Origin of the sequence: Catenuloplanes niger (genome assembly GCF_031458255.1) — a bacterium.
Classification (GTDB): domain Bacteria; phylum Actinomycetota; class Actinomycetes; order Mycobacteriales; family Micromonosporaceae; genus Catenuloplanes; species Catenuloplanes niger.
Genome location: NZ_JAVDYC010000001.1, coordinates 3,043,254 through 3,064,060, shown reverse-complemented (window position 1 = coordinate 3,064,060; position 20,807 = coordinate 3,043,254). Strand labels below are relative to the sequence as shown.

General features: G+C 74.2%; 15 protein-coding genes and 1 pseudogene. 8 read left to right on the top strand and 8 right to left on the bottom strand.

Translation table 11 applies throughout. From position 1 onward, the window contains the following. Window positions 1-3: 3 nt before the first annotated feature. Both J2S44_RS13195 and J2S44_RS13190 read right to left on the bottom strand, forming a co-directional pair. Window positions 4-1,428, bottom strand: coding sequence for a HAMP domain-containing sensor histidine kinase (locus J2S44_RS13195; RefSeq protein ID WP_310412727.1), 1,425 nt, complete (start codon window positions 1,426-1,428; stop codon window positions 4-6). Further along, window positions 1,425-2,132, bottom strand: a complete 708-nt coding sequence (locus J2S44_RS13190) for a response regulator transcription factor (RefSeq protein WP_310412724.1) — start codon at window positions 2,130-2,132, stop codon at window positions 1,425-1,427. Before J2S44_RS13190 ends, J2S44_RS13195 begins: the two co-directional genes overlap by 4 nt. A 196-nt stretch (window positions 2,133-2,328) precedes the next feature. On the opposite strand from J2S44_RS13190, the gene J2S44_RS13185 reads away from it, so the two are divergent. The 5 genes from J2S44_RS13185 (at window position 2,329) to J2S44_RS13165 (ending at window position 9,014) form a co-directional block, all read left to right on the top strand. Continuing rightward, window positions 2,329-5,178: an MMPL family transporter gene (locus tag J2S44_RS13185; RefSeq protein WP_310412721.1), complete on the top strand. Its 2,850-nt coding sequence runs from the start codon at window positions 2,329-2,331 to the stop codon at window positions 5,176-5,178. Further along, complete coding sequence (locus J2S44_RS13180; RefSeq protein WP_310412718.1) at window positions 5,175-7,322, top strand: hypothetical protein; 2,148 nt, start codon at window positions 5,175-5,177, stop codon at window positions 7,320-7,322. Before J2S44_RS13185 ends, J2S44_RS13180 begins: the two co-directional genes overlap by 4 nt. An 86-nt stretch (window positions 7,323-7,408) precedes the next feature. Then, window positions 7,409-8,134 carry a tyrosine-protein phosphatase gene (locus tag J2S44_RS13175; RefSeq protein ID WP_310412715.1) on the top strand — a complete coding sequence of 242 codons (726 nt, stop codon included), beginning with the start codon at window positions 7,409-7,411 and terminating at the stop codon, window positions 8,132-8,134. Window positions 8,135-8,348: 214 nt separating this feature from the next. Continuing rightward, the gene (locus J2S44_RS13170) at window positions 8,349-8,648 is read left to right on the top strand and encodes a hypothetical protein (RefSeq protein WP_310412711.1); all 300 of its coding nucleotides are present in this window, start codon (window positions 8,349-8,351) and stop codon (window positions 8,646-8,648) included. 12 nt (window positions 8,649-8,660) lie between these two features. Next, window positions 8,661-9,014 carry a hypothetical protein gene (locus tag J2S44_RS13165; RefSeq protein WP_310412709.1) on the top strand — a complete coding sequence of 118 codons (354 nt, stop codon included), beginning with the start codon at window positions 8,661-8,663 and terminating at the stop codon, window positions 9,012-9,014. A 36-nt stretch (window positions 9,015-9,050) separates the two neighbouring features. Here the strand turns inward: J2S44_RS13165 and J2S44_RS13160 are convergent, their stop codons facing one another. Further along, window positions 9,051-10,547, bottom strand: a complete 1,497-nt coding sequence (locus tag J2S44_RS13160; protein WP_310412706.1) for a ricin-type beta-trefoil lectin domain protein — start codon at window positions 10,545-10,547, stop codon at window positions 9,051-9,053. Between the two features lie 233 nt (window positions 10,548-10,780). Here J2S44_RS13160 and J2S44_RS13155 point away from each other — a divergent pair, with 233 nt between their 5' ends. The 3 genes and pseudogenes from J2S44_RS13155 (at window position 10,781) to J2S44_RS13145 (ending at window position 14,088) form a co-directional block, all read left to right on the top strand. Next, the gene (locus J2S44_RS13155; protein WP_310412703.1) at window positions 10,781-12,691 is read left to right on the top strand and encodes an ATP-binding cassette domain-containing protein; all 1,911 of its coding nucleotides are present in this window, start codon (window positions 10,781-10,783) and stop codon (window positions 12,689-12,691) included. Then, the gene (locus J2S44_RS13150) at window positions 12,688-13,230 is read left to right on the top strand and encodes an ECF transporter S component (RefSeq protein ID WP_310412700.1); all 543 of its coding nucleotides are present in this window, start codon (window positions 12,688-12,690) and stop codon (window positions 13,228-13,230) included. Before J2S44_RS13155 ends, J2S44_RS13150 begins: the two co-directional genes overlap by 4 nt. 46 nt (window positions 13,231-13,276) lie before the next feature. Beyond that, window positions 13,277-14,088: pseudogene (locus J2S44_RS13145) on the top strand (siderophore-interacting protein). 51 nt (window positions 14,089-14,139) lie between these two features. On the opposite strand, the gene J2S44_RS13140 reads toward J2S44_RS13145, so the two are convergent. The 5 genes from J2S44_RS13140 to J2S44_RS13120 form a co-directional block, all read right to left on the bottom strand. Next, window positions 14,140-14,502, bottom strand: a complete 363-nt coding sequence (locus tag J2S44_RS13140; RefSeq protein WP_310429638.1) for an Hsp20/alpha crystallin family protein — start codon at window positions 14,500-14,502, stop codon at window positions 14,140-14,142. 245 nt (window positions 14,503-14,747) lie between these two features. Further along, window positions 14,748-16,316 (bottom strand): hypothetical protein, encoded by a 1,569-nt coding sequence (locus J2S44_RS13135; protein ID WP_310412696.1) that lies wholly within the window; start codon window positions 16,314-16,316, stop codon window positions 14,748-14,750. 123 nt (window positions 16,317-16,439) lie between these two features. Next, window positions 16,440-17,801, bottom strand: coding sequence for a GTPase domain-containing protein (locus J2S44_RS13130; RefSeq protein ID WP_310412693.1), 1,362 nt, complete (start codon window positions 17,799-17,801; stop codon window positions 16,440-16,442). Continuing rightward, the gene (locus J2S44_RS13125) at window positions 17,798-19,585 is read right to left on the bottom strand and encodes a dynamin family protein (protein ID WP_310412689.1); all 1,788 of its coding nucleotides are present in this window, start codon (window positions 19,583-19,585) and stop codon (window positions 17,798-17,800) included. Before J2S44_RS13125 ends, J2S44_RS13130 begins: the two co-directional genes overlap by 4 nt. A gap of 125 nt (window positions 19,586-19,710) precedes the next feature. After that, window positions 19,711-20,607, bottom strand: a complete 897-nt coding sequence (locus J2S44_RS13120) for an IniB N-terminal domain-containing protein (RefSeq protein ID WP_310412687.1) — start codon at window positions 20,605-20,607, stop codon at window positions 19,711-19,713. Window positions 20,608-20,807 lie beyond the last annotated feature (200 nt).

Sequence of the window (20,807 nt, the reverse complement as noted above, 5' to 3'; positions counted from 1 at the left end):
TCGTCACGCCCCGGCCGGCGGCAGGACCAGCACCGCGGCGAGCCCACCGGTGGATGACTCCGCCAGCCGCAGGTCACCTCCGGCCGCCCGCGCGATGGACCGGCTGATCGGCAGGCCGAGCCCGGTGCCGCCGGGACGCCCGCGCGACCGGTCGTCCCGCCAGAACCGGTCGAAGGCCACCTCCCGCTGCGCGGCGGACAGGCCGGGACCGTCGTCCTCGACCCGGATCTCGACGTGCGTCCCGGCGTGCTCCGCCGAGACGGTGACGGTGCAGCCGGCGGGGGTGTGCCGGCCCGCGTTCACCAGCAGGTTCGACAGGGCGCGGCGGAGCGCGGCCGGGTCACCCTGCACGGTCAGTCCCGGCGGTCCCGGGCGGAGCGCGTACGTGTGGTCCTGGTGCAGCAGCCGCGCCGTCGCGGTGGTCTCCGCCAGCAGGGACGCCACCGGCACCGCGGCGGCCGGTGCGGTGATCTCGGCGTCGAGCCGCGCCAGCGTCAGCATGTCCTCCACCAGCTGTTCCATCCGGTTGGCCTCCTGCCAGATGGTGTCGATCGCGGTGACGACGTCGGGCCGGCTCCGCAGCGCGCCCTGGCGGTACAGGTCGGTCCAGCCGCGTACCGCGGCCAGTGGTGTGCGCAGCTCGTGGGACGCGTCGGCGACGAAGTCACGCATGCGGTCCTCGTCGCGCCGCCGGGCGTCGAACGCGTGGTTGAGCGCCTCGACCAGGTGACGCAGCTCCGGGTCGTCCGCGCCGGCGGCGATCCGTTCGGTCCGGCTGCCGTCGGCGATCGCCTCGGCCGAGCGGGAGATCTCCCGGAGCGGCCGCAGCCCGGCCCGGATGAAGCTGCTGGACAGGACCGTCCACGCGCCGAGAACGAGCAGCGCGTAGCTCAGCTCGAGGACGACCAGGCGCCGGCCGGTGCGCTGATGCGCGGTCAGCGGATAGCCGATGGCGACCCTGTCGACGGCCTTGGCCGCCCCGCCGTCGCGCCGGGTGACGAGCGTGCCGGGCGGCGCGGGCACCATGATCATGCGGTAGTCGGTTCCGCCGGGGGCGGTGACGGTGACGGCCTCGTCGGGCCGGCTCGGGACCACGGTGCGCAGTCCGTCCGGGGACGGCCGGTCGGTGGCCGAGATCGGGCCGCTGTCCGCGAGCACCTCCCCGTCGCCGCCGATCAGCGCGACGTGGAGGTCGGTGAAGGTCAGGGCGCTCAGCAGCCGGGTGTCGACCGGTGGGAGGCCGGCGGGCAGGGCCGCGACCCGCGCCGCCGCGTGGGTGAGCGTCTGCTCGACCTCGTCGGCCTGGATCAGCCGGAGGCCGAGGTACGCGAGGACGTCGACGGTGAGCAGTCCGCCGATGAGCAGCAGCATCATCTGGGCGCGCAACCTGCCGAACAGCCCGGGCCGGAGCAGCCGTCGCAGTCTCACCGCGGGACGGCGCCGGGCTCGCCGGTGCGTACGGTGTAGCCGAAACCGCGCACGGTACGGATGAAGCTGTCCCCGGTGGCGTCCAGCTTGCGGCGGAGCTGACTGATGAACTTCTCGACGACGCCGCTGTCGCCGGCGAAGTCGTACTGCCAGACCTGCGCGACGATCTGGTCCTTGGAGACCACGACGTCGGCGTTGCTCATCAGGTACCGCAACAGCTTGAACTCGGTCGGCGACAGCTCGAGCGGGCGGCCCGCGCGGGTCACCGCATAGGTGGACTCGTCGAGGGTGACGTCGCCGACGGTCATCGTGCCGGACGCGGCCTGCGCGTCCTCCCGGACCCGGCCCTCGGTGCCGGCCAGGACCCGGCGGTGCAGCGCGGTGACCCGCGCGATCAGCTCCGCCACGCTGAACGGCTTGGTGAGGTAGTCGTCGGCGCCGAACGCGAATCCGGTCAGCCGGTCCTCGAGGCTGTCGCGTGCGGTCAGGAAGAGGACGCCGATGGCGGAGCGCTCGGCCCGCAGCCGCTGCGCGAGGTCGAGGCCGGAGCCGTCGGGCAGCATCACGTCGAGGACCGCCACCGCCACCGCGGTGTCCGCCACGGCATCGATCGCGGCCTGCACCGTCGAGACGCTGAGCACCGGCAGGCCGGCGAAGCCGAGGGTGCGGGAGACCAGCTCGCGCAGGGCCGGCTCGTCCTCCACGACCAGAACGGGGCACGGGCCACGCCCGCCCGTGCTTGTTTCATCAGATCTGATCACATCATCATTATGCCTGAGGAACGCACGATGACCAGGTGACGGCCGCTCAGCCGATCATCAAGCGGTCGTCAGGGCGGTGGCAGGCCCACGGCAGGTCGATTCGGGACGCTGGCCTTTGACTGCCGATGAAAGGTCCGTTATGTCCCATGCGTTGTATCTGATCGGCCGCGCCTGCTACCGGGCCCGGCGCCGCGTCCTGGCCGCCTGGCTGCTGTTGCTGATCGCCGTCGGAACCGGGCTGGCGACCGTCGGCACCGCGCTCGACGAGGGATTCAGCATCCCCGGCACGCCGGCCCAGGACGCGCTCGACGACCTCAGCCGCACCTTTCCCCAGACCGCAACCGGTGCCGGCGTGCTCGTCGTGCACGCCGAACAGGGCACCGTCACCGACCCGGCCACCGAAGAGGTCGTACGCCGGGCGCTGACCGAGGTCGCGGGTCTGGACGGCGTCTCGGCGGTCACCGACCCGTACACCGGTGCACTCGTCGCGGTGCCCGGGACGGCGGCGGTGACCCCACCGCCACCCCCGGAGGTGGTGCGGTCCGAGCGGGTGTCCGACGACGGCTCGACGGTGTACGCCCAGGTCCAGTTCGACGACGACGCGCAGTACATCCCGGACGAGGTGCTGGACGACGTGCGGCAGGCGATGGATCCGGTGCGGGAACGGCCGTCCGTGGCGGTCTCGTTCGGCGGCGAGGCGTTCCGGGAGACCGGCGCGCACCTCAGCGTCGTCGAGGTCATCGGCGTCCTGGTCGCGCTGGTCGTGCTCGCCGTGACCTTCCGGTCCCTGCTGGCCGCGTTCCTGCCCATCGGCACGGCGATCGTCGGCGTGGGCATCGCCACCGGCGGGCTGTTGCTGCTGTCGAACGTCATCGAGGTGTCGAGTTCGGCACCCACGCTGGGAATGATGATCGGCCTGGCCGTCGGCATCGACTACGCACTGTTCATCGTCTCGCGGCACCGGGAACTGCTCGGCGAGGGACACGGCGTGGAGGAGGCGGTGGCGCGGGCCAACGCCACGGCCGGCAGCGCCGTCGTGTTCGCCGGCGCGACGGTCATCATCGCGCTGGCCGGCCTGTCCATCGCGCAGATCCCGTTCCTCACGGTCATGGGCCTGGGCGCCGCGTTCTCGGTGACGGTCGCCGTCACCATCGCGCTCACCCTGCTTCCGGCGCTGCTCGGTTTCGCCGGCGACCGGCTGCGCCTCGGCAAACGCCACGCCGCGTCGGCGGGCGTGCTGGCCGGGCGCTGGTCCGGCCTGGTCCGCAGGTTCCGGCACCCGGTGACCGCCGGCGCGGTCCTGCTGCTGGTCGCCTGCGCGGTTCCGGCCACCGACCTGCGGCTGGCGCTGCCCGACAACGGCGACGAGGCGGCCGGATCGACCCAGCGCCTGGCCTACGACACGATCGCCGCGGAGTTCGGGCCCGGCTACAACGGCCCGCTGACCGTCTCGGCGAACATCCTCGGCTCGACCAACCCGCTGGCGGCCATCGACCAGATCGCGAACACCCTCGCCGGGACGCCCGGCGTCGCGGCCGTGACGAACGCGGTGCCGAACGAGACCGCGGACACCGCCGTCTTCTCCGTCGTCCCGGCCGAGGCGCCGGACGCGCCCGCGACCAAGGATCTGGTCGGTGATCTGCGCGACCTCGCCGAGGAGCCGGGCATGGCCGGCTACGACCTTGCCGTGACCGGGCCGACCGCGGTCAGCCTCGACGTCAGCGAGCGGCTGGCCGGCGCGCTGGTGCCGTTCGGCGCCGTCGTGGTGGGGCTGTCACTCCTGCTGCTCATGCTGGTCTTCCGGTCCGTGCTGGTGCCGCTCACCGCCTCGCTGGGCTACCTGCTCTCCACGGCCGCCTCGTTCGGCGCGGTGGCGATGGTCTTCGAGTACGGATGGGGCGCCGGCCTGATCGGCGTCGACCGGACCGGCCCGGTGATCAGCTTCCTGCCGATCATGCTGATGGGTGTCCTCTTCGGCCTCGCCATGGACTACCAGGTCTTCCTGGTGTCACGCATGCGTGAGCACTACACCCACCACCGGGCCCGCGGCGGCACCGCGGAGGAGGCGGTCGACGCCGGCATCCGCCAGTCGAGCAAGGTCGTGGTCGCCGCTGCCGTGATCATGATCGCGGTGTTCGCCGCGTTCGTGCCGACCGGCGACGCGGTCCTCAAGCCGATCGCGTTCGCGCTCGCGGCCGGCGTGCTGCTCGACGCGTTCGTGGTGCGGCTGACCCTGATCCCGGCGCTGATGACGGTGATGGGCAGGTGGGCCTGGTGGCTGCCGGCCCGCATCGACCGGCGGCTGCCGGAGCTGGACGTGGAAGGCGCGACGCTCGACGACCGGCTGGCCGACACCGACGGCCCGGCCGTGCGGGCCGGCGCGCTGGTCCGGGCCGACGGCGTGGTGGTCGACGCGGCAGGCACCGCGCACGAGGTCGACGACTTCGCACTGGCCCCCGGTGGGCTCGTCGCGCTCGAGGGTGCCCCGGCCGCGATCAGCGAACTGCTGTGGGCGGTGACCGGCCGGGCGCGCCCCGCACGCGGCCGCCTCACCGTGGCCGGCCGGCCCGCGCGGCGGGCGTCGCGCCGGCCGGTGGTCGGCATCGGTGGTGTCGCGGGCCAGCCGGCGCGCGGCCGGAAACGCACCGAGCTCGCGGCGGCGGAGCCACGCTTCGCGGCGGTGGCCGAGCGGCTGCGGTCCCGGTCGGCCGAGTTCGCCGATGCGACCGGCCAGGATGCCGACGTGTCCGCCGGACCGCCGGCCGAGGTCGTCGACAACCTCGCGTGGGCGCTCAGTTCCCGGCCCGCGGTCATCGCCGTGGAGTTGCCGGTCCTCGCCACCGGCCACGCCGAGACGGTGTGGGATCTGCTGCACCACATCGCGGACGAGGGCACCGCCGTCCTCGTCGCCACACCCGCCGCCGACCCGACGGACCGGGTGCGGGTCCGCCCGGTCCACGACATCGCTCCCGTGCGGGCGGCCCGATGAACACGCTTCGCCGCGCGGCAGCCGCCGCGCTCGCGTACGCCCTGCTGGCCGCCGTTCCCGCGGTCGCGGTCGGCGCCGTCGTCAGCCACACGCCCCTGACCGGCACCGACGAACCCGTCGCGACGGCCGCGCTCGTGCTGCGGGACGAGCCGGTGGAGGTGACCACGGGCGAGGCGACCGCGACCGTCGCCGCCGGTCGAGCGCTTGCCGCGGCCCTCCAGGACAGCAGCGTGATCGTCGACTGGCGGATCACCCAGCCGGAGGACGCGGCCGCGGGCGTGCTCGACGGCACCTATGCCGCGGTCGTCACCGTGCCCGGCGAGTTCTCCGCGGACGTAGCCGCCGCGGGTACGGCGGAACCACGCAAGGCGCGCGTGTACGTCGACTGGGCCGACCCGGTCAATCGTTTCGTCCAGCGGGCCGTGACGCAGGGGCTGCACGAGGCGTCCGCGAACGTCTCCGACCTCGTCGCGGCGCAGCATCTCGAAGGTCTCTACACCGGACTGGACCGGGTGGACACGCAGCTGGGCGAGGCCGCGGACGGTGCCGGGGAGGTCGCCGCGGGATCGAGGGACCTGGCCGACGGCGCGCGGTCGGCCGGCAGCGGATCCAGTGACCTGAGCGCCGGCCTGGCCGACCTGGCCGACGCCACGTCCCGGTTGGCGGCCGGCGCCGGCGATCTGCGGGGCGGGGCCGACGGCCTGAGCGAGGCGACCGAGGCGATCGCCGGTGGCACCGCCGGCCTGGCCACCGGCGCGGCGAGCACGGCGGCCGCGAGCGCGACCCTCGCCGACGGCCTGGCGACCCTGGACACGAGCAGCGGGCAACTCGCCGACGCGGCCGGACGGACCAGCGATGGAGCGGCCCGCGTGCAGGAGTCCGCCGCGCTGCTCTCCACCTCGGCCGCCGGGCTGCGCACCGGCAGCCGGGATCTCGCCTCGTCGGCCGGGCAGCTGGCGGCGGCACAGGCGGCGGCCGTCGCCAGCTGCCCGGCGTCCGGGGCGTCCCCGGCGTACTGCGCGCAACTCGCCGAACTCTCCGCCGGTGCCGGCCGGCTCGCCGGGTCCGCCGACCGGCTGGCTGCCGGAACCGCGGCACTCACCGGCGGCGCCGAGCAGCTCTCGGCCGCGACGAAGGACCTGAGCGACGGCGCGCGGCAGCTGAGCACCGGCGCGACGACGCTCGATCAGGGCGTGTCGGCTTCGGCCGGCGGCGCGCGGGAGCTGGCCGCGGGCAGCCGTGAGCTCGCGGCCGGTGCGGCCGGCACCGCCGACGGCGCCGCCCGGACCGCGGACGGCGCACGGGAGCTGGCCGTCGCCATGACGACGATGACAACCGGCGCCGGCGAGGTGGCCGCCGGCACCGGCTCCGCGCGGGACGGCGCCATCGAACTCGACGCGGGAATCGGCGATCTGGCCGCGGGCGCGGGCGACCTCGCCGACGGCAGTACGGCACTGGCCGACCGGCTCGGGGACGGTGCCGAGAGCGCCGAACCCTACCCGGAGGAGCGGCGCGCGGAACTCGCGGACGCGGCCGCGCGGCCGATCGCCGAGACCGCGGACGGGGCCCTGGACCGGGACGGTCTCGCGTCGTCCCTGACCGGCTCGCTCGTCCCGCTGATCGCCGCCTGCGCGGCGGTACTGGTCAGCCTGCTGGTGGCTCGCCGCCGGCGGACCCGGATACGCACGGCGACGCTGTCCACCCGGCCGTCCCCGCGGCTGACCGCCCGGCTGCTCGCGCCGTCGACGGCCCTCGGCGCGGCGCAGGGTCTGGCGGTGCTGCTGGTGTCGGTGGCGCTCGGCGGGCACCCGAGCCGGCCCGGGACGGTGGCCGCCGTGCTGCTCGCCGGGGCACTCGCCGGACTGGTCGTGCAGGCGGCGGTCGCCTGGTCACCGGCCGTCGCCTCGGCGGGCGCGGTGCTGCTGATGACGATCGGCCTCATGACGGCGACCTCCGTCGTGCCGGACGGCGCCCTGCCGTCCTGGACGGTCGGTCTCGGCCTGCTCTGGCCGGGCACCTGGCTGGCGCGCGCGGCGGACGGCAGCGCGACCGCCGTGCCGTGGGCGCTGGTCGCGGTGGTGAGCGTGCTGGCCGTGCTGGCCGGTCATCGCTGGATCGAGGCCCGCCGCTCACGTCCCGCGTAACCACGTCCCGCGTAAGCACGTCCCGCGTACGTCCGAGGAGGTCGCCGGAGACCGATTCGCGTCGGGTGGACGGTAGGGTCGGCCGGGTGCGGGATCTGGACTGGGACGGCGGCCTCAACGTGCGTGATCTCGGTGGGTTGCCGGTCGAGGGCGGCGGTGTCACCCGGTGGGGCGCGGTCGTCCGGGCGGGGAACCTGGACCTGCTGACCGGGGCCGGCTGGGCCGCGCTGCACGCGTACGGCGTCCGTACCGTGGTGGCTCTGCGGGAGGCCGGCGAGCGAGCCGCCGGGGTGTCGCGGCCGGCCGGGGTCGACGTGGTGCACGTGCCGCTGGACGACACCGCGGACACCGAGTTCTGGTACCGGTGCATCGACGAGGAGATCGACGGGACGCCGCTCTACTACCGGCCGTTCCTCGCGCGCAACGCGGAGCGCTGTGCCGCCGCGGTCGCGGCCGTCGCCCGGGCCCGGCCCGGTGGCGTGGTCGTGCACTGCGGCATCGGCCGGGACCGGACCGGGCTGGTGTCGCTGCTGCTGCTCGCGCTGGCCGGCGTGACCCCGGACGCGATCGCGTCCGACTACGCGCTCAGCGCCGAGCGTCTGCGCCCGTACTTCGCCGAGGCGTACGCCGCGCACGGCGACGTGATCGCCGCGCGGATGGCCCGGCACGGCGTCACCGTCCCCGACGCGATCCGGGCGGTGCTCGCCGACCAGCGCCCGGCGGACTGGATCGCCGCCGGCGACGTGCACGCGGTGCGCGAGCGGTTGGGCCGCACGACGTCGTCCGGATCGGACGGCGATGGCCAGGCCTAGGAATCCCTCCGACGCGGGAGACGGCGGCGACCCGCCGGGCGGCGGCGACCGCCCGCGCGACGGGGCCGGTGGGCCCGGCCGGCCCCGGAGCGTCTCGCAGGGACAGGATCAGGCGGCGCGTGCGGCGGAGCTCGGCCGTCCGCGTGGCGGTGGATCGGGTGACGGTGGGGCGCCGGGCAGTACGCCGGACTGGACCGGGCCGCCGCTGAGTGGTGTGGGGGACCGGCAGTTCGGCAAGAAGTGGGGCAAGCACGCCAAGGACTACGGGTTGGATCCGAGCGATCCGGAGGCGCGCCGGTGGTTCGAGGAGCGCATCCACACGGTGCACGCCACGCCGGACGAGGTGCGGGTCGGCCCGTGGAACCCGCAGCGCGGTGGCGGGACCGACTATCAGTTCTATCGGCAGGGCAACGATCTGCTCATCACCAAGGGTGACGGATCGTTCGTGACCATGTTCCCGCTCGGGCCGGCGGGGAACGGCTGGTACAACGGTGCGACCGTGGTGCGGAACTGAGGAGGAGCGACGGTGGACGAGCTGGCCGGGGCGGTGGCCGAGTCGGTGGTCGAGGTGCGCGACGAGGACGGCGATCTCGCCGCCCTGCAGATCGTGTTCGACGACGGCTCGGCGCTGCTGTGCACGGTGTGGACGGACTGGTCGCTGCGGACCGACCGGCGGCCGGACGCGACCCTGCCGGACTACCTGTGGCCGCCGGAGTCGTACACCCGGCGGCCGGTCACCGGTGGGGGGCGGCGCGTCGTGGCGTTGCGGCCGGAGACCGACGAGGCCGGCGAGCAGTCCGGGCTGGAGGTCGAGTTCGAGGGTGGGCGCCGCCTCACCGCCCGGTCCGTCGGCGGTGAGCTCGCGGTGGTGACGGACTGAGGGCGCCGGGTCGGCACCGGCGCCCTCGCCCGAGGGTCAGCCGCGGCGCCACTTCTGGTTGGCGCCGCCGTGGCAGTCGAAGAGGATGAGGCGGGCGCCGTCGGCGGTGTTCCAGTCGACGACGTCGACGCACTTGTTGGCCTGCGGGTTGACCAGGTCGCCGGCGCCGCTGAGCACCCACTGCTGGGCCGGGTTGCCGCTGCACGTGGCGAGCTGGATGACCGCGCCGTTCGCGGTCGAGCCCCAGGCCACGTCCATGCACAGGCCGAGCGCGCGGACCGTGCCGTCGCCGGGCCAGGTCCAGTTCTGCGCGCCCGTGCCGTTGCAGGTCCACAGCTGCAGGTACTGGCCGTCGACCGCGTTGGAGTTCGGCACGTCGATGCACTTGTCCGCCAGCCCGATCAGCCGGTTGCCGGAGCCGCCGGTGGTGGTCAGCGACAGCCCGTAGCGGGACAGGATCTCGTTGACCGGCTGGTAGACGGTGGTGCCGCCGGAGGCACAGGTGCCGCCCGCGCCGGAGGTGACGCCCTGTGCCTGGTTGCCGGACAGGAACGCGCCGCCGGAGTCGCCGGGCTGGGCGCACGCGCTGCTGGAGACCAGGCCGTAGACGAGCTGACCGGAGTAGTTGACGGTGACGTTCTTGCCGGTGATGGTGCCGCAGCGCCAGCCGGTGGTCCGCCCGGAACGGCAGACGGACGCGCCGACCGCGGCCTCGGTGGAGCCGGCGACCGTGGCCACGCCGCCGTTGTAGTTGTTCACCCACGGCTGGGACACCCAGTTCGAGTTCGTCTGCACCCAGGCGAGGTCGTCGCCGGGGAACGACGAGCCGCGGAACGTGCCCTGCGCGGCGCCGCTGCCGGTGGTGGTCGCGCCGACGCCGCCGCAGTGCCCGGCGGTGACGAAGCCGCCGGCGACCGCGAAGCCGACGGAGCAGAGCACGCTGTTGTTGATGGTGTACTGGTCGCCGCCGCGGATGTCGTAGACGGGGGTGAACGCGTCCGCGCGCACGGCGGTGACCGCGTCGAGCGGCAGGCCGGCGGTGCGGGCGAACGCGGTGGCCGCCGCGCCGGAGGCGGCCTTGATCGTCACCGTGTTGGTGACCGGGTCGACGTACCAGGAGTGGACGCCGGTCCCGGCGGCGGACGCGTGCCGGTCCAGCGTCGCGGCCAGCGACTCCAGCGTCGCGAGGCTGCGGGCGACCACCGCCGGTGTGGCCCCGGCCGCGCGGACCGTCGCGGCCCGTGCCGGGTCGGTGATGCCGGCCATCACGGTCCGGCCGTCCGCCGCGATCCACGTGCCCGCGTAGTCGCCGCCCAGCGTGCTCTGCAGGCGGCGTTCGATCGGTGGCGCCGCGGCCTCGGTGACCAGGCGCGCGGCCAGTTGCGCGCCGTCGATGCGCAGGTCCCGCCGCATCGCGTCGGCCTGGCCGGGCGAGAGGCCGAGCGCGGCGGTGGCCGACGCGGGCGCGGGCAGCGCGGCGAACAGGCCACTGCCGAGGACCAGGCTCAGGAGCGCACTCAGCTTCCGTTTCATCTCCATACCTCCGGATCGCGGGGTGATGAGAGCGCTCTCTGTTAAGAGAGTTTACGGATAATCCGAAGGCCGTCAATATCCGCGAACGTCTATTCGGGCTGGCGGTGACGAGGGGTTCGGACCGTCGATGCGCCGGGCGGCGGGAAACATGTCCCGAAAGCAATCGGCCCGACGGACGGAATCGATGATCTAGACGGGTGGCTCGCCCGAAGTTAGGTGTGCATCCTAAGGCCATGTCCGAGGCCGAGGAGCTGGTGCGACTCTCCACCGTGTCCGTGCGCCATGAGATCTATGGCGACGACGACACGGTCAGCCTCGGCCCGGCCCGCCCACGGGACGTCTCGGCGCGGATCACGGCCGGCGAGGTCGTGCTCCTGCTCGGACCGTCCGGGTGCGGCAAGTCGACGCTCACGCTGACCGTCGACGGGCTGATCCCGCACGTCGTCGGCGCGCGGCTGGACGGGACGGTGCAGGTCCGCGGCGCCGACACCCGGCAGAGCACGGTGCCGCGCCTGGCGGCGCACGTGGCGATGGTCTTCCAGGACCCGGACGCGCAGGTCGTGACCGGGACGGTGCTGGACGAGGTCTGCTTCGGCCCGGAGAACCTGCTGGTCCCGCCCGCCGAGGTGCTGGCCCGGGCGGAGGACGCGCTGCGCCGGGTCGGGCTGTGGGAACGGCGCGGCGACGATCCGGCGCGGCTGTCCGGCGGTGGGCGGCAGCGGCTGGCGATCGCCTGCGCGCTCGCGCTGCGTACCCCCGTGCTGGTCCTGGACGAGCCGACGGCGAACCTCGACCCGGCCGGTGCGGAGGAGGTCCTCGACGCGCTGCGAGCGGTCGTCGCGGACCGGGACCGCACGATCCTGCTGGTCGAACACGATCTGGACGCGGCGATCACCCTCTGCGACCGCGTCATCGTGCTCGACCGGGACGGCCGCGTGGTGCGCGACGGGCCGGCCCGCGAGACGATCACCGCGCACGTCGACGAGCTGCTCCGGCTCGGCGTCACTGCTCGACCTGCTCGCCGGCCTGCACCGGGACGGCACCACGATCGTCGTGGTCAGTCACGACATGCACCTGGTCGCCGAGCACGCCACCCGCGTGCTGGTCCTCGACGCCGGCGAGATCATCGCGGACGCGCCGCCCGCGGCGGTCTTCGCGGACACCGGGTTGCTGCACCGTGCCGGCCTGCGCCCGCCGCTCGCGCTGGCCGCCCGCGCGCTGACCCGCCACCCGCACTGGCACGGCATCACCCGCCTCATCGACCTGCCGCCCGCGGCGCCGCCCGGACCATCGGCGCCGCCCGGCCTCGCGGCATCGGCCGGCCTCGCGGCACCGGCCGCGGTCGTGCACCGGACCGGGACCGTCGCGTGACCGCCGCCGGGGGCCCGGTGGGCGTGCTGGACCTGCGCACCTACAACCCCGTCGTCAAGGTGCTGGCGCCGGTCCCGGCCATGGTGGTCACGATCGGGTCGCGGGACCTGTGGACGCCGCTGATCGTCGGTGCGGTCGCGCTGCTCCTGCTGCTGCTCGGCGCGCGCCTTCCCGGCCGTACCGTCGCGAGGGTTTTGATCGGGGCGCCGGCGCTGGTCGCGGTCATGACCGTGTCGTTCGGCGTCTGGACCGATCCGGCGCTGGTCGACGACACCGTGCCGCTGCTGACGGCCGGGCCGTGGACGCTCTGGTCCGGCGCGTTGCTGACCGGCGCGTCGACCGGGCTGCGGGTCACCGCGGTGATGCTGCTCGCGCTGGTCGCCGGCCTGACCACGCACGCGCCCGACCTGGTCCGCTCCATGATCAGCCACCTGCGGGTGCCGTACCGGATCGGCTACGCCGGGCTCGCCGCGATGCGCTTCGTGCCCCGGTTCCGTACCGACCTGGAGATCATCCGTCTGGCGCACCGGGTGCGTGGCGTGACCGGCGGCCGGGGACCGCTCGCGGCCGCGCGCCGGTACGGCGGCTACGCCGTCCCGCTGCTGGCCGGCGGCATCCGGCACGGCGACCGGGTGTCGCTGGCGATGGAGACGCGCGGCTTCGGCGCGCACCGCACCCGCACCGAACGGCACCGCGTCCCGCTGCGCCCCCGCGATGCCGCGCTCACCGCCGTGTTCCTCACCCTCGCGATCCTTCCTGGAGTGCTCCGATGAGACTGACCACCCGGTTCCTGATGGCCTGTGCCGCGATCGGCGCGGCCACCGGCATCCTGTTGCTGCCGGCCAACTTCGCGGCCGCGGCGATCTCCGCGGCGCTGCCGATGGTCTACGCCGCGATGGTCGGCCTGTGGCTGGTCGGCCCGGTCGTCGCGCTCGCGGTGCTGCGCCGGCCGGGCGCGGGCGTGCTGACCATGCTGATCGCCGGGATCATCAACATCCCGACGCCGGCCGGCCCGACCGCGATCGTCACGAACCTGATGGTCGGCGTCGCACTGGAACTGGGCTTCCTGGTCACGCTGTACCGGATCTGGCGGCCGTGGCTGTTCTACGTCACCGCGCTGGCGTTCGAGACCTGGTACGCGATCTCCGCCTACGCGTTCTTCGACATCGACGACATGGCCGTGCCGGTGCAGGCCGTGTTCTTCGCGCTGATGGCCGCGAGCGCGGTCGTCTTCACCTGGCTGGGCCTGGTCGTCGCCCGCCGCCTGGCCGCGACCGGCGTCGCCCGTGGGATCGCGGTGGCCGGCCGGTGAGTGGGGCCGACGGCACGACGCCACCGCGGCGAGAAGGGGGCTCCGCATGAGCGCGGCGCGGTTCAAGGTCCGTAAGCCGGTCGACCCGCACGTGCTCATGCTCGACGTGCTCGGCCGGGAACAGGTCTCGCCGAACATGATGCGGGTCTCGTTCGGCGGTGACGGGCTCAACCGGTTCACCTATCAGGGCTTCGACCAGTGGTTCCGGTTGTTCCTGCCGCGGCCCGGGCAGGAGACGCTGAAGCTGCCGACCCGCACGTCCGCGCTCTGGTACGCGCAGTACCTGGCCACGCCGCGGGCGAAACGCCCCTATGTGCGCTGCTACACGGTCCGCAACGCCGACCCGTACCGGCTGGACGTGGATTTCGTGATGCACACCGAGCCGGACGGCAGCTGTGGCCCGGCCGCGGACTTCGCCCGGAACGCGGTGCCGGGGCAGCGCGTCGGCCTGCTGGACCAGGGTGTCGGCTACCACCCGCGGCACGAGCACGACTGGACGCTGCTGGTCGCGGACGAGACCGGCCTGCCCGCGGTCGCCGGCATCTGCCGGTCGCTGCCGGCCGGCGCCCGTGGCCTCGCGCTGGTGGAGATCCCGTCGGCCGCGGACGCGCAGGACTTCCCGGTGCCGGACGGCGTCACGCTGCGCTGGATCGCCCGCGACGGCCACGGCGTGCCCGCCGCCTGGCGTTGGACGTGCTGCGCGAGCAGGTGCTGCCGGACGGTCCCGGCTACGCCTACCTGGTCGGCGAGTCCACACTGGCCACCGGCGGGCGCCGGCACCTGGTCGAGGACCGCGGTCTGCCCAAGGCCCACGTCGACTTCGTCGGCTACTGGCGGCAGGGGCACGCCGCCCGGTGAGGACTGCGCGAAGGCCCGCGCACCGCGGGCCTTCGTCGATGTGTGGTGTGGTCAGGAACGGGTGATCGCCGCGGTCTTCTTCGACGAACCCTCGATCACCTGGCCGCCGGTGTTGATCTCGATGCGGCGCGGCTTGGCCGTCTCCGCGACCGGGATGGTCAGCGTCAGCACGCCGTCCTGCCAGGTGGCGGCGATGCGGTCCAGGTCGAGGCCGTCACCGAGCGAGAGGCGACGCTCGAACGTGCCGGTGGCGCGCTCGCGCCGGAGCCACTGGACGTCGGCATCCGTGCGCGGGGACCGCTCGGCGCGGATCGTGAGCACGCGCCCGTCCACGTCCACCTGCACGGAGCCGGGGTCGATGCCGGCCAGGTCGCAGTGCAGGACGAAGTGGTCACCGGAGCGGTACAGGTCCATCGGCATCGCCATCGCGGTGCCACCGCCGAACATCTGACCGGCCATGCGGTCGAACTCGCGGAAAGGATCGAAAGTCAGCACCACGGTACCCACCTCCTCGAGGTCGCCCGCCGGGCCTTCCGGCGAGGCGTGTGGCGCTCGGCTAACAACCAATTCTGCCGAGGAGCTCACTGCCCTGGGCAGCGGCTACGTATATTTTTCTAGCACTCCTCCCCGGCGAGTGCCAAGCGGTTCGGCGGAAAAAATCAGCGCCGGCGCCGCGCGGGACGGCGCCGGACCGACACCGCGTGCGGCCGCCCCGCGAGCCGCCGGCCGCCGTAGGCCTCGGCCAGCGCGCGGTGCTCCGGATCGTCCGTGCGGGCGGCGAGCGCGCGCAGCTCCGCCCGGGCCGCCTCCGGGCGGTGGTCGCGCCAGCGGGTCAGCAGCGCGGCGGTGATCGACGGCGTGTCCGCGGCCAGCGCCACCACCACCTCGGCCGTCTCGTCCAGCAGGTCGTCGATGGTGGGCACCTCGATGTTCATGCCGCGCAGGTGCGCCTGGAACAGCGCGGTACCCAGCGCGGTCAGCGACGTGCGGGACGCGTCGTGGCGGACGGCGCCGAGCAGGTCCAGCTGGGTCAGCAGACGCTCGACGTCCTCGTCGTGCACCCGCACGCCGGCGCCGAGGCCCGCGGACCCGTGGTCGTCCGGGTCGAAGCCGAGGAACTCCTCGACGAGCCCGCCGACGATCTCGGCCAGCTCCTCGCGCGCGATCGGGCGCTGCGCCAGGTACATCGCCATCAGCAGCGCGAACGTGAAGTCGTCCGCGCGGAACGGCACGATCGAGTTGAAGTACGCCGGTGGGCACACCGCGCGGCCGATGCCGAAGAACGCCTCGAACGCGCGCTCCGCGGCCGCCACCGGGTCCCGGAGTGCCTTCGCCGCCGACTTGACCGGCAGCAGGCGGCCCTTGACCACGCGGACGAAACGCGCCTCCTTCGCCCACGCGAACAGCAGGTTCGTCTCGTACAGCTCCTCGGTGCTCATGGTCCGGAAGGTGCGCTCGCCGACCACCGGGTGGAGCTCGTCGGCCAGGCCCAGCAACGCGATCAGCTCGGCCGCGTCCGCGAGCTTGAGGTTGCCCTTCGGGGTGAGCGCGCGGCCGTCACCGACCCATCCGGTGAAGCGGATCAGACGGGTCAGCGTGACCGACGCGGCGGCCGCGGCCGCGACCGTCTCCCGGGCCGGCGGGTCGACCGGCGGCAGCGCGGGCGGCACCTCGTCGTCCTCGGTCAGCTGGTTCTGCACCACCTTCGCGAGCACGGCCTCGTCGTAGGGGACCTTGCCGGCCTGCACGTCCGCGATGAACGCGTGCATCGCCTCGTGGTCGTCGATGTTGATGCCCGCGTCGAGCATGCGCATCGACCAGAACTTGGCCGGGCCGAACCGGGTCTCGTCGGCCATCGCGGCGTCGTACTCCCCGGCGAGCCGGTCCAGCGCGGTGTGCAGCACGGTCGCGTCCGCGCACTTCGCGTCCGCCAGGTCCGCCTCGAACAGGAAGTCCACGAACGCGTGCAGCGTGGGGATCGTCGCCGACCACTCGCGGGTGGTGACGCCGCGCGGAAAGTACTCGAGCAGCGCGAACCGCAGGTCGGCCGGCTGCCACCGCCCCAGCCGGCCGTCGCCGACGCTCCACCGCTGCTCGACGAGCACCTCGGCCATGAACGGATCGACGTCGCGGCGCGCACGGCGCGCCCATCGCTCGAACGCGTCCACCAGCCGGTCGCGGGCCGGGAAGAACTCGTCCTCGGGTGCGTCGGTGAAGACCATGCGCATGGTGCAGAACCGTACCGCCCGCCGCGGCGGAACGCGCGAACCGATTCTTTGTTTCCGGCCATGTTCCCGCTTCCGGCGTGGCCCCGGCCGCGGGGGCGGAGCGGCCGCGGAGACGCGCGGCGGTCAGACGCCGAGTCGGTCCAGGATCGCGGCGCAGCTCTCCACCACGACGGCGGCGGCGCGGCGCTGGTGGCGGTCCGCGGTGCCGCCCTCGGCGAGCACCTGCCAGCGCAGCAGCGCCTCGTCGCAGTACCGGCGCATGGTGGGCGCGTCGGCCGGCTCGTCCAGACCCAGGCGGGACGGGATGTCGGTGCCGTCGCCGCCGGCCAGCCGGTGCGCCTCCGCCTCCAGGTCGGTGGCGAACCGCACCGGCAGTTCCGGCAGCGCGGCGACCAGGCGCATCTCCCGGAACTCGGTCGCCTCGGCCAGGATCCGGCCGAGCCGCACGCGCAGCGCGTCGGTGCGCGGCGTCCACTGGCCGTCCAGCACGGACTCGATCGCCAGCAGCGTGGCCCGCGCCTTCAACGCCTCGGTGCGCGCGATCAGCCCACGGGTGATGGTGTCCCGCAGCTCCGTGACGCCGCTGCGCCGGGCCAGCTCACCGGCGAGCGTGAGCCGGGTGTCGTGGCCGGTCCGGGCCAGCACGGTGGCCAGCCGGACGCCGGGCAGCCCGAGCCGGTGCAGCAGGTCCGGCGGCAGACCGGCGCGCAGGTACCGATCCGTGCTCAGCAGCGCGCCGTCGGTGTCCGCCCGGGGCAGCGCGGCCAGGTGCGCGACGGTCTCGAACTCCGCGTCGGTCAGCGTCCGCGCGGTCGCGGCGGCCAGCCCGCCGAGCGCGTGCACGCGCAGGCAGACGTCGCGCACGGCCGGGTCGCGCCCGTGCCGCCGGGCGATCTGCCGCGCGGTGACGAACGCGTCGGTACGGCCGCCGTTGACCTCGTCCGCCCGGGACAGCACCAGCACGGTCGCGATCGGTGTGGCCCGGGCGACCGCGCTGTGCTGGTGCGCGCGCAGCGGCTCCAGGTCCGCGGGCCGGGCGGCCGGCGTCAGGTGCAGCACCGCGTCCGCGTCGTCCAGCGTCGCGCCGTCCGCGGGCGTGTCGAGCAGCGTCATCTGCCGCAGCGCCCGGCTCGGCCAGTGGATCACCAGGTCGCCGTCGGCCTGACCGGTGCGCGGCCCGTCCGGCGTCATCGTCAGCGGCAGTTCGAAAGGATCACCATCCCGGGGGTACGCGGTGGCGCGCGGCCCGGCCCCGTCCTGGTACCAGACCGTGGTGTCGTCGCCGGGCGCGGTCACCGGCGCGACCCGGTCCCCGATCAGCGCGTTGACCAGCGTGGACTTGCCGGTCCCGGCGCGGCCCGCGACCGCGACCCGCAGCGGCTCGGTCCACCGGTGCCGCTGGTGCCGCAGCGTCACGACCTGCGGATAGGCGGCGAGCGTGTCGTCGAGGAGAGCCTGGACCGTACCGGCGAGGCTGGTGGTCATGCGGTCTGCGGTGCCGGCTGCAACTGCTGGGCCTGGCGGTAGAGGCCGGCCAGCTCACGCAGGCTGAGCTCGATCTCGCGCTGGCGGCGCTCGGTCTGGGCCACGTCCGCGTCGGCGGCGAGTTTCGCGGTGCGCACGGAGTGCACGATCGCGTCCTGCAACCGGTCCGTCAAGTCCAGGAAGTGGTCGCGCAGCAGCCGGTGCGCCTGCCGGACCGTGTCCTTGCCCTCCTTGCTGACCAGCAGGAAGAAGTCGTCGACGTGCCGCTGGGTGCGGGTGCGGGCCGCGGCCTGCCGGCGCTTCAGCAGCGTCTTGCTCTCGTCGTGCACGGTCTTGCCGCCCAGGATCGCGCCGGCGCCGACCGACACCGGGTTGATCAGCGGCATCCCGGCGAGGCTGGTCGCCAGGCCCACCATCAGGATCCCGCCGTACGAGCCGCGCAGCCCGGTCAGCGCCTTCTGGGTGATGGTGAACTTCTCCACGCCGGGCTGCTCCAGGTGCGGCACCATCCGGTCCAGGTCGTCCGGCACGTGCATGCGCCAGGTCGGCAGCGCGTCCTGGCCGTACTCGCCGAAGTGCGCCGCGACCCGGTGCGATATCCACTCGCACTGCGCGATCAGCCAGCTGAAGTTCGCCTCCGCGGCCGCCTTCAGCTCCCGGTCCAGCCAGGACGCGAACTCGTCCCACGCGGTCATCGGGTCCGCGGTCTCGAACGCCGCGTCGACCTTGCGCAGGATCTGCCGGGTCCGGTCGCGCAGGTCGAACTCCACGTTGGACACCAGATCGGCGACGTCGTCGTTGAGCGTGTTCTGCCAGCGGACCTGCCGGCGCCGCACGTCGTCCAGCGCGCGCTGCGCCTCGTTCAGCCGGGCCATCGCCTGGGACGGCGCGGACGCGGACGTGAGCCGGGCCCGCAGCGGCGTCGCGACCTGCTCCAGCGCGCCGCGGGCGGCCTGCGCGGCCGCGGCCCGGGCCAGCGCGTGCGGCTTGCCGGCCACGTCCCGGTTCAGCCGGCCGATCAGCTCCGGGAAGCCGGACTCCGCGTTCAGTTCCGCGTCGCCGGTGCGGGCGGCCCGCAGGCGCAGCGTCGCGGACACCGGGATCACCGCGGCGGACAGGCCGGCCGCGGCCAGCCGCTGCCGGTTGCGGTCCGCGACCGCGCGCCAGTCCGCGGCGAGGTCGGTCTTGGTCAGTGCGACGATCACGTTGGGTACGGCCGCGGCGGCGTCCCGCAGCAGGTCCAGCTCCGCGACGGTGAGTTCCGCGGTCGCGGCGGACGCGAGCACCACGGTGTCGGCCGGCGGATGCTCCCCGAGGCCGCCGAGCAGCTCCGGCCAGCCGGTCACGGGCGTGGCCGCGGGCGTGTCGACCAGCGTCATGCCGCCGGCCAGCAGCGCGCGCGGCACACCGATCTCCGCGCGCAGCGCCTCCCGGCCGCGGATGTGCGGCGCCGCCTCGGCGACCGTGAGCGCGGTGCGGGCGGCCCGGTGCACCAGCAGCGCGCCCGGCTGCTCCGCGTGCCGGACCACGGTCGGCGTGCCGGTCGTGCCGGCGTCGCCGACCGGGCAGACCGGCGCGTTGATCAGCGCGTTGATCAGCTGGCTCTTGCCCTGGCCGGGTTCGCCGAGCACGACCACCCACAGTGCCGGGTCGAGCAGCTGGGCCCGCCGGGCACGCAGCCGCGCGGCGAGATCCGTGCGGCCGTGCACCAGGCAGGCCTGGACCGACGCGTCGAGGACGTCCACCCACATCGGCGCCACTACCGAGCCGATCGTCACGGTCACCTCCGGCAGTTTCTGTGCTCCCACGCCTGCCGCGCGGCACCCGAGGATCCGGGGCCGCGCGGCAGAGGCGTGGTGTAGAGCCTCATCAACCTGGCAGGCATCCTAGCCGGGTTGAAAAAAGCTCATTAGAACAGAATGTCGGTCACGCCCGACAGGTCCGGTCCGTGCTGCTCGCCGGTCACCCCGGAGAGCGTGCCGGTGACCGTGCCGGTGACGTCGTGCAGGCCGGTGGTGCCGGTCAGGCCGTCGACGCTCGAGGTGACGCCGGTCAGCGTGTGGTCCAGGCCGGTGCCGGAGGTCAGGCCGTCCGTGATGCCGGTGACGCCGGTGGTCACGCCGCCGACCACGCCGGTCACGTCGTGCAGCGTCGTGCCCACGGTGTCCAGGCCGAGCCCGGCCGTGCCGAACACGGTGCCGCCGAGACCCGCGACCGTGCCGTCGAGCTCGCCGACCGTGCTGCCGACGCCGGTCACGGTGCCGCCGAGACCCGCACCGTCCGCCACGTCGTAGACCGTGCCGGTGAGATCGTTCACCGGCGAGGTCACCGCGCCGGTGACGTCCGCGTCCAGCGTCGCGGACAGATCGCCGTCCGCGTCGAGCGGCACCTCCACCAGCGCTTCCGCGCCGGTGCCCAGGCCGAGGCCGGAGAGCGCGCCGACACCCACCGCGACGCCGCTGTGGTCGATCGCCAGACCCGCGGCGGCGGACGTGTTGCCCAGGTCGCCCGAGGTGTGCGTGCCGGCCGACAGGTGCGCGGTCACCGACTGCAGCTGCGCCACCGCGGTCGCGGAGACGGTGGCGCCGGCCTCCGCCTCCACCGCGGCGGTCGGCAGCGCCAGGCCGGCCAGGCCCGGCACGGCCGCGTAGTCGACCACCAGCGGCACCACGTCCTGCACGTCGGCCGGCGTGATGTCGCCCAGACCGGCCGCGCACAGCGCCGCCTCCGGGTCCAGCTCGAAGATCGACCGCGCCTGCGGGTCGGTGATCAGGTTCAGTACGAAGTCGTGCAGCGTCGAAGTCATCGTGCGCCAAGCCTCTCAGGGATTTCGCGGTGGTCGGGCAGCGGCTGCCGATAACCGAAGCTAGTGCCGCGCCACCCGCCGAACATCGGGGACGAGACCGGGTTCCGCACCCGGCCCCCTGGGGACCCCCGGGGAGGGGGATAGGGGATTAGGGGGTCCGGCGGCGGTTGTTTTTGTGGGGTCCGTCCCCCGGCGGCTTT

Bases quoted from the DNA above. Each gene is read 5' to 3' on its own strand.
- J2S44_RS13185 (WP_310412721.1), top strand. From the start codon at position 2,329: ATGTCCCATGCGTTGTATCTGATCGGCCGCGCCTGCTACCGGGCCCGG.
- J2S44_RS13155 (WP_310412703.1), top strand. From the start codon at position 10,781: ATGTCCGAGGCCGAGGAGCTGGTGCGACTCTCCACCGTGTCCGTGCGC.
- J2S44_RS13130 (WP_310412693.1), bottom strand. From the start codon at position 17,801: ATGACCACCAGCCTCGCCGGTACGGTCCAGGCTCTCCTCGACGACACG.
- J2S44_RS13180 (WP_310412718.1), top strand. From the start codon at position 5,175: ATGAACACGCTTCGCCGCGCGGCAGCCGCCGCGCTCGCGTACGCCCTG.
- J2S44_RS13135 (WP_310412696.1), bottom strand. From the start codon at position 16,316: ATGCGCATGGTCTTCACCGACGCACCCGAGGACGAGTTCTTCCCGGCC.
- J2S44_RS13160 (WP_310412706.1), bottom strand. From the start codon at position 10,547: ATGAAACGGAAGCTGAGTGCGCTCCTGAGCCTGGTCCTCGGCAGTGGC.
- J2S44_RS13150 (WP_310412700.1), top strand. From the start codon at position 12,688: ATGAGACTGACCACCCGGTTCCTGATGGCCTGTGCCGCGATCGGCGCG.
- J2S44_RS13140 (WP_310429638.1), bottom strand. From the start codon at position 14,502: ATGGACCTGTACCGCTCCGGTGACCACTTCGTCCTGCACTGCGACCTG.
- J2S44_RS13120 (WP_310412687.1), bottom strand. From the start codon at position 20,607: ATGACTTCGACGCTGCACGACTTCGTACTGAACCTGATCACCGACCCG.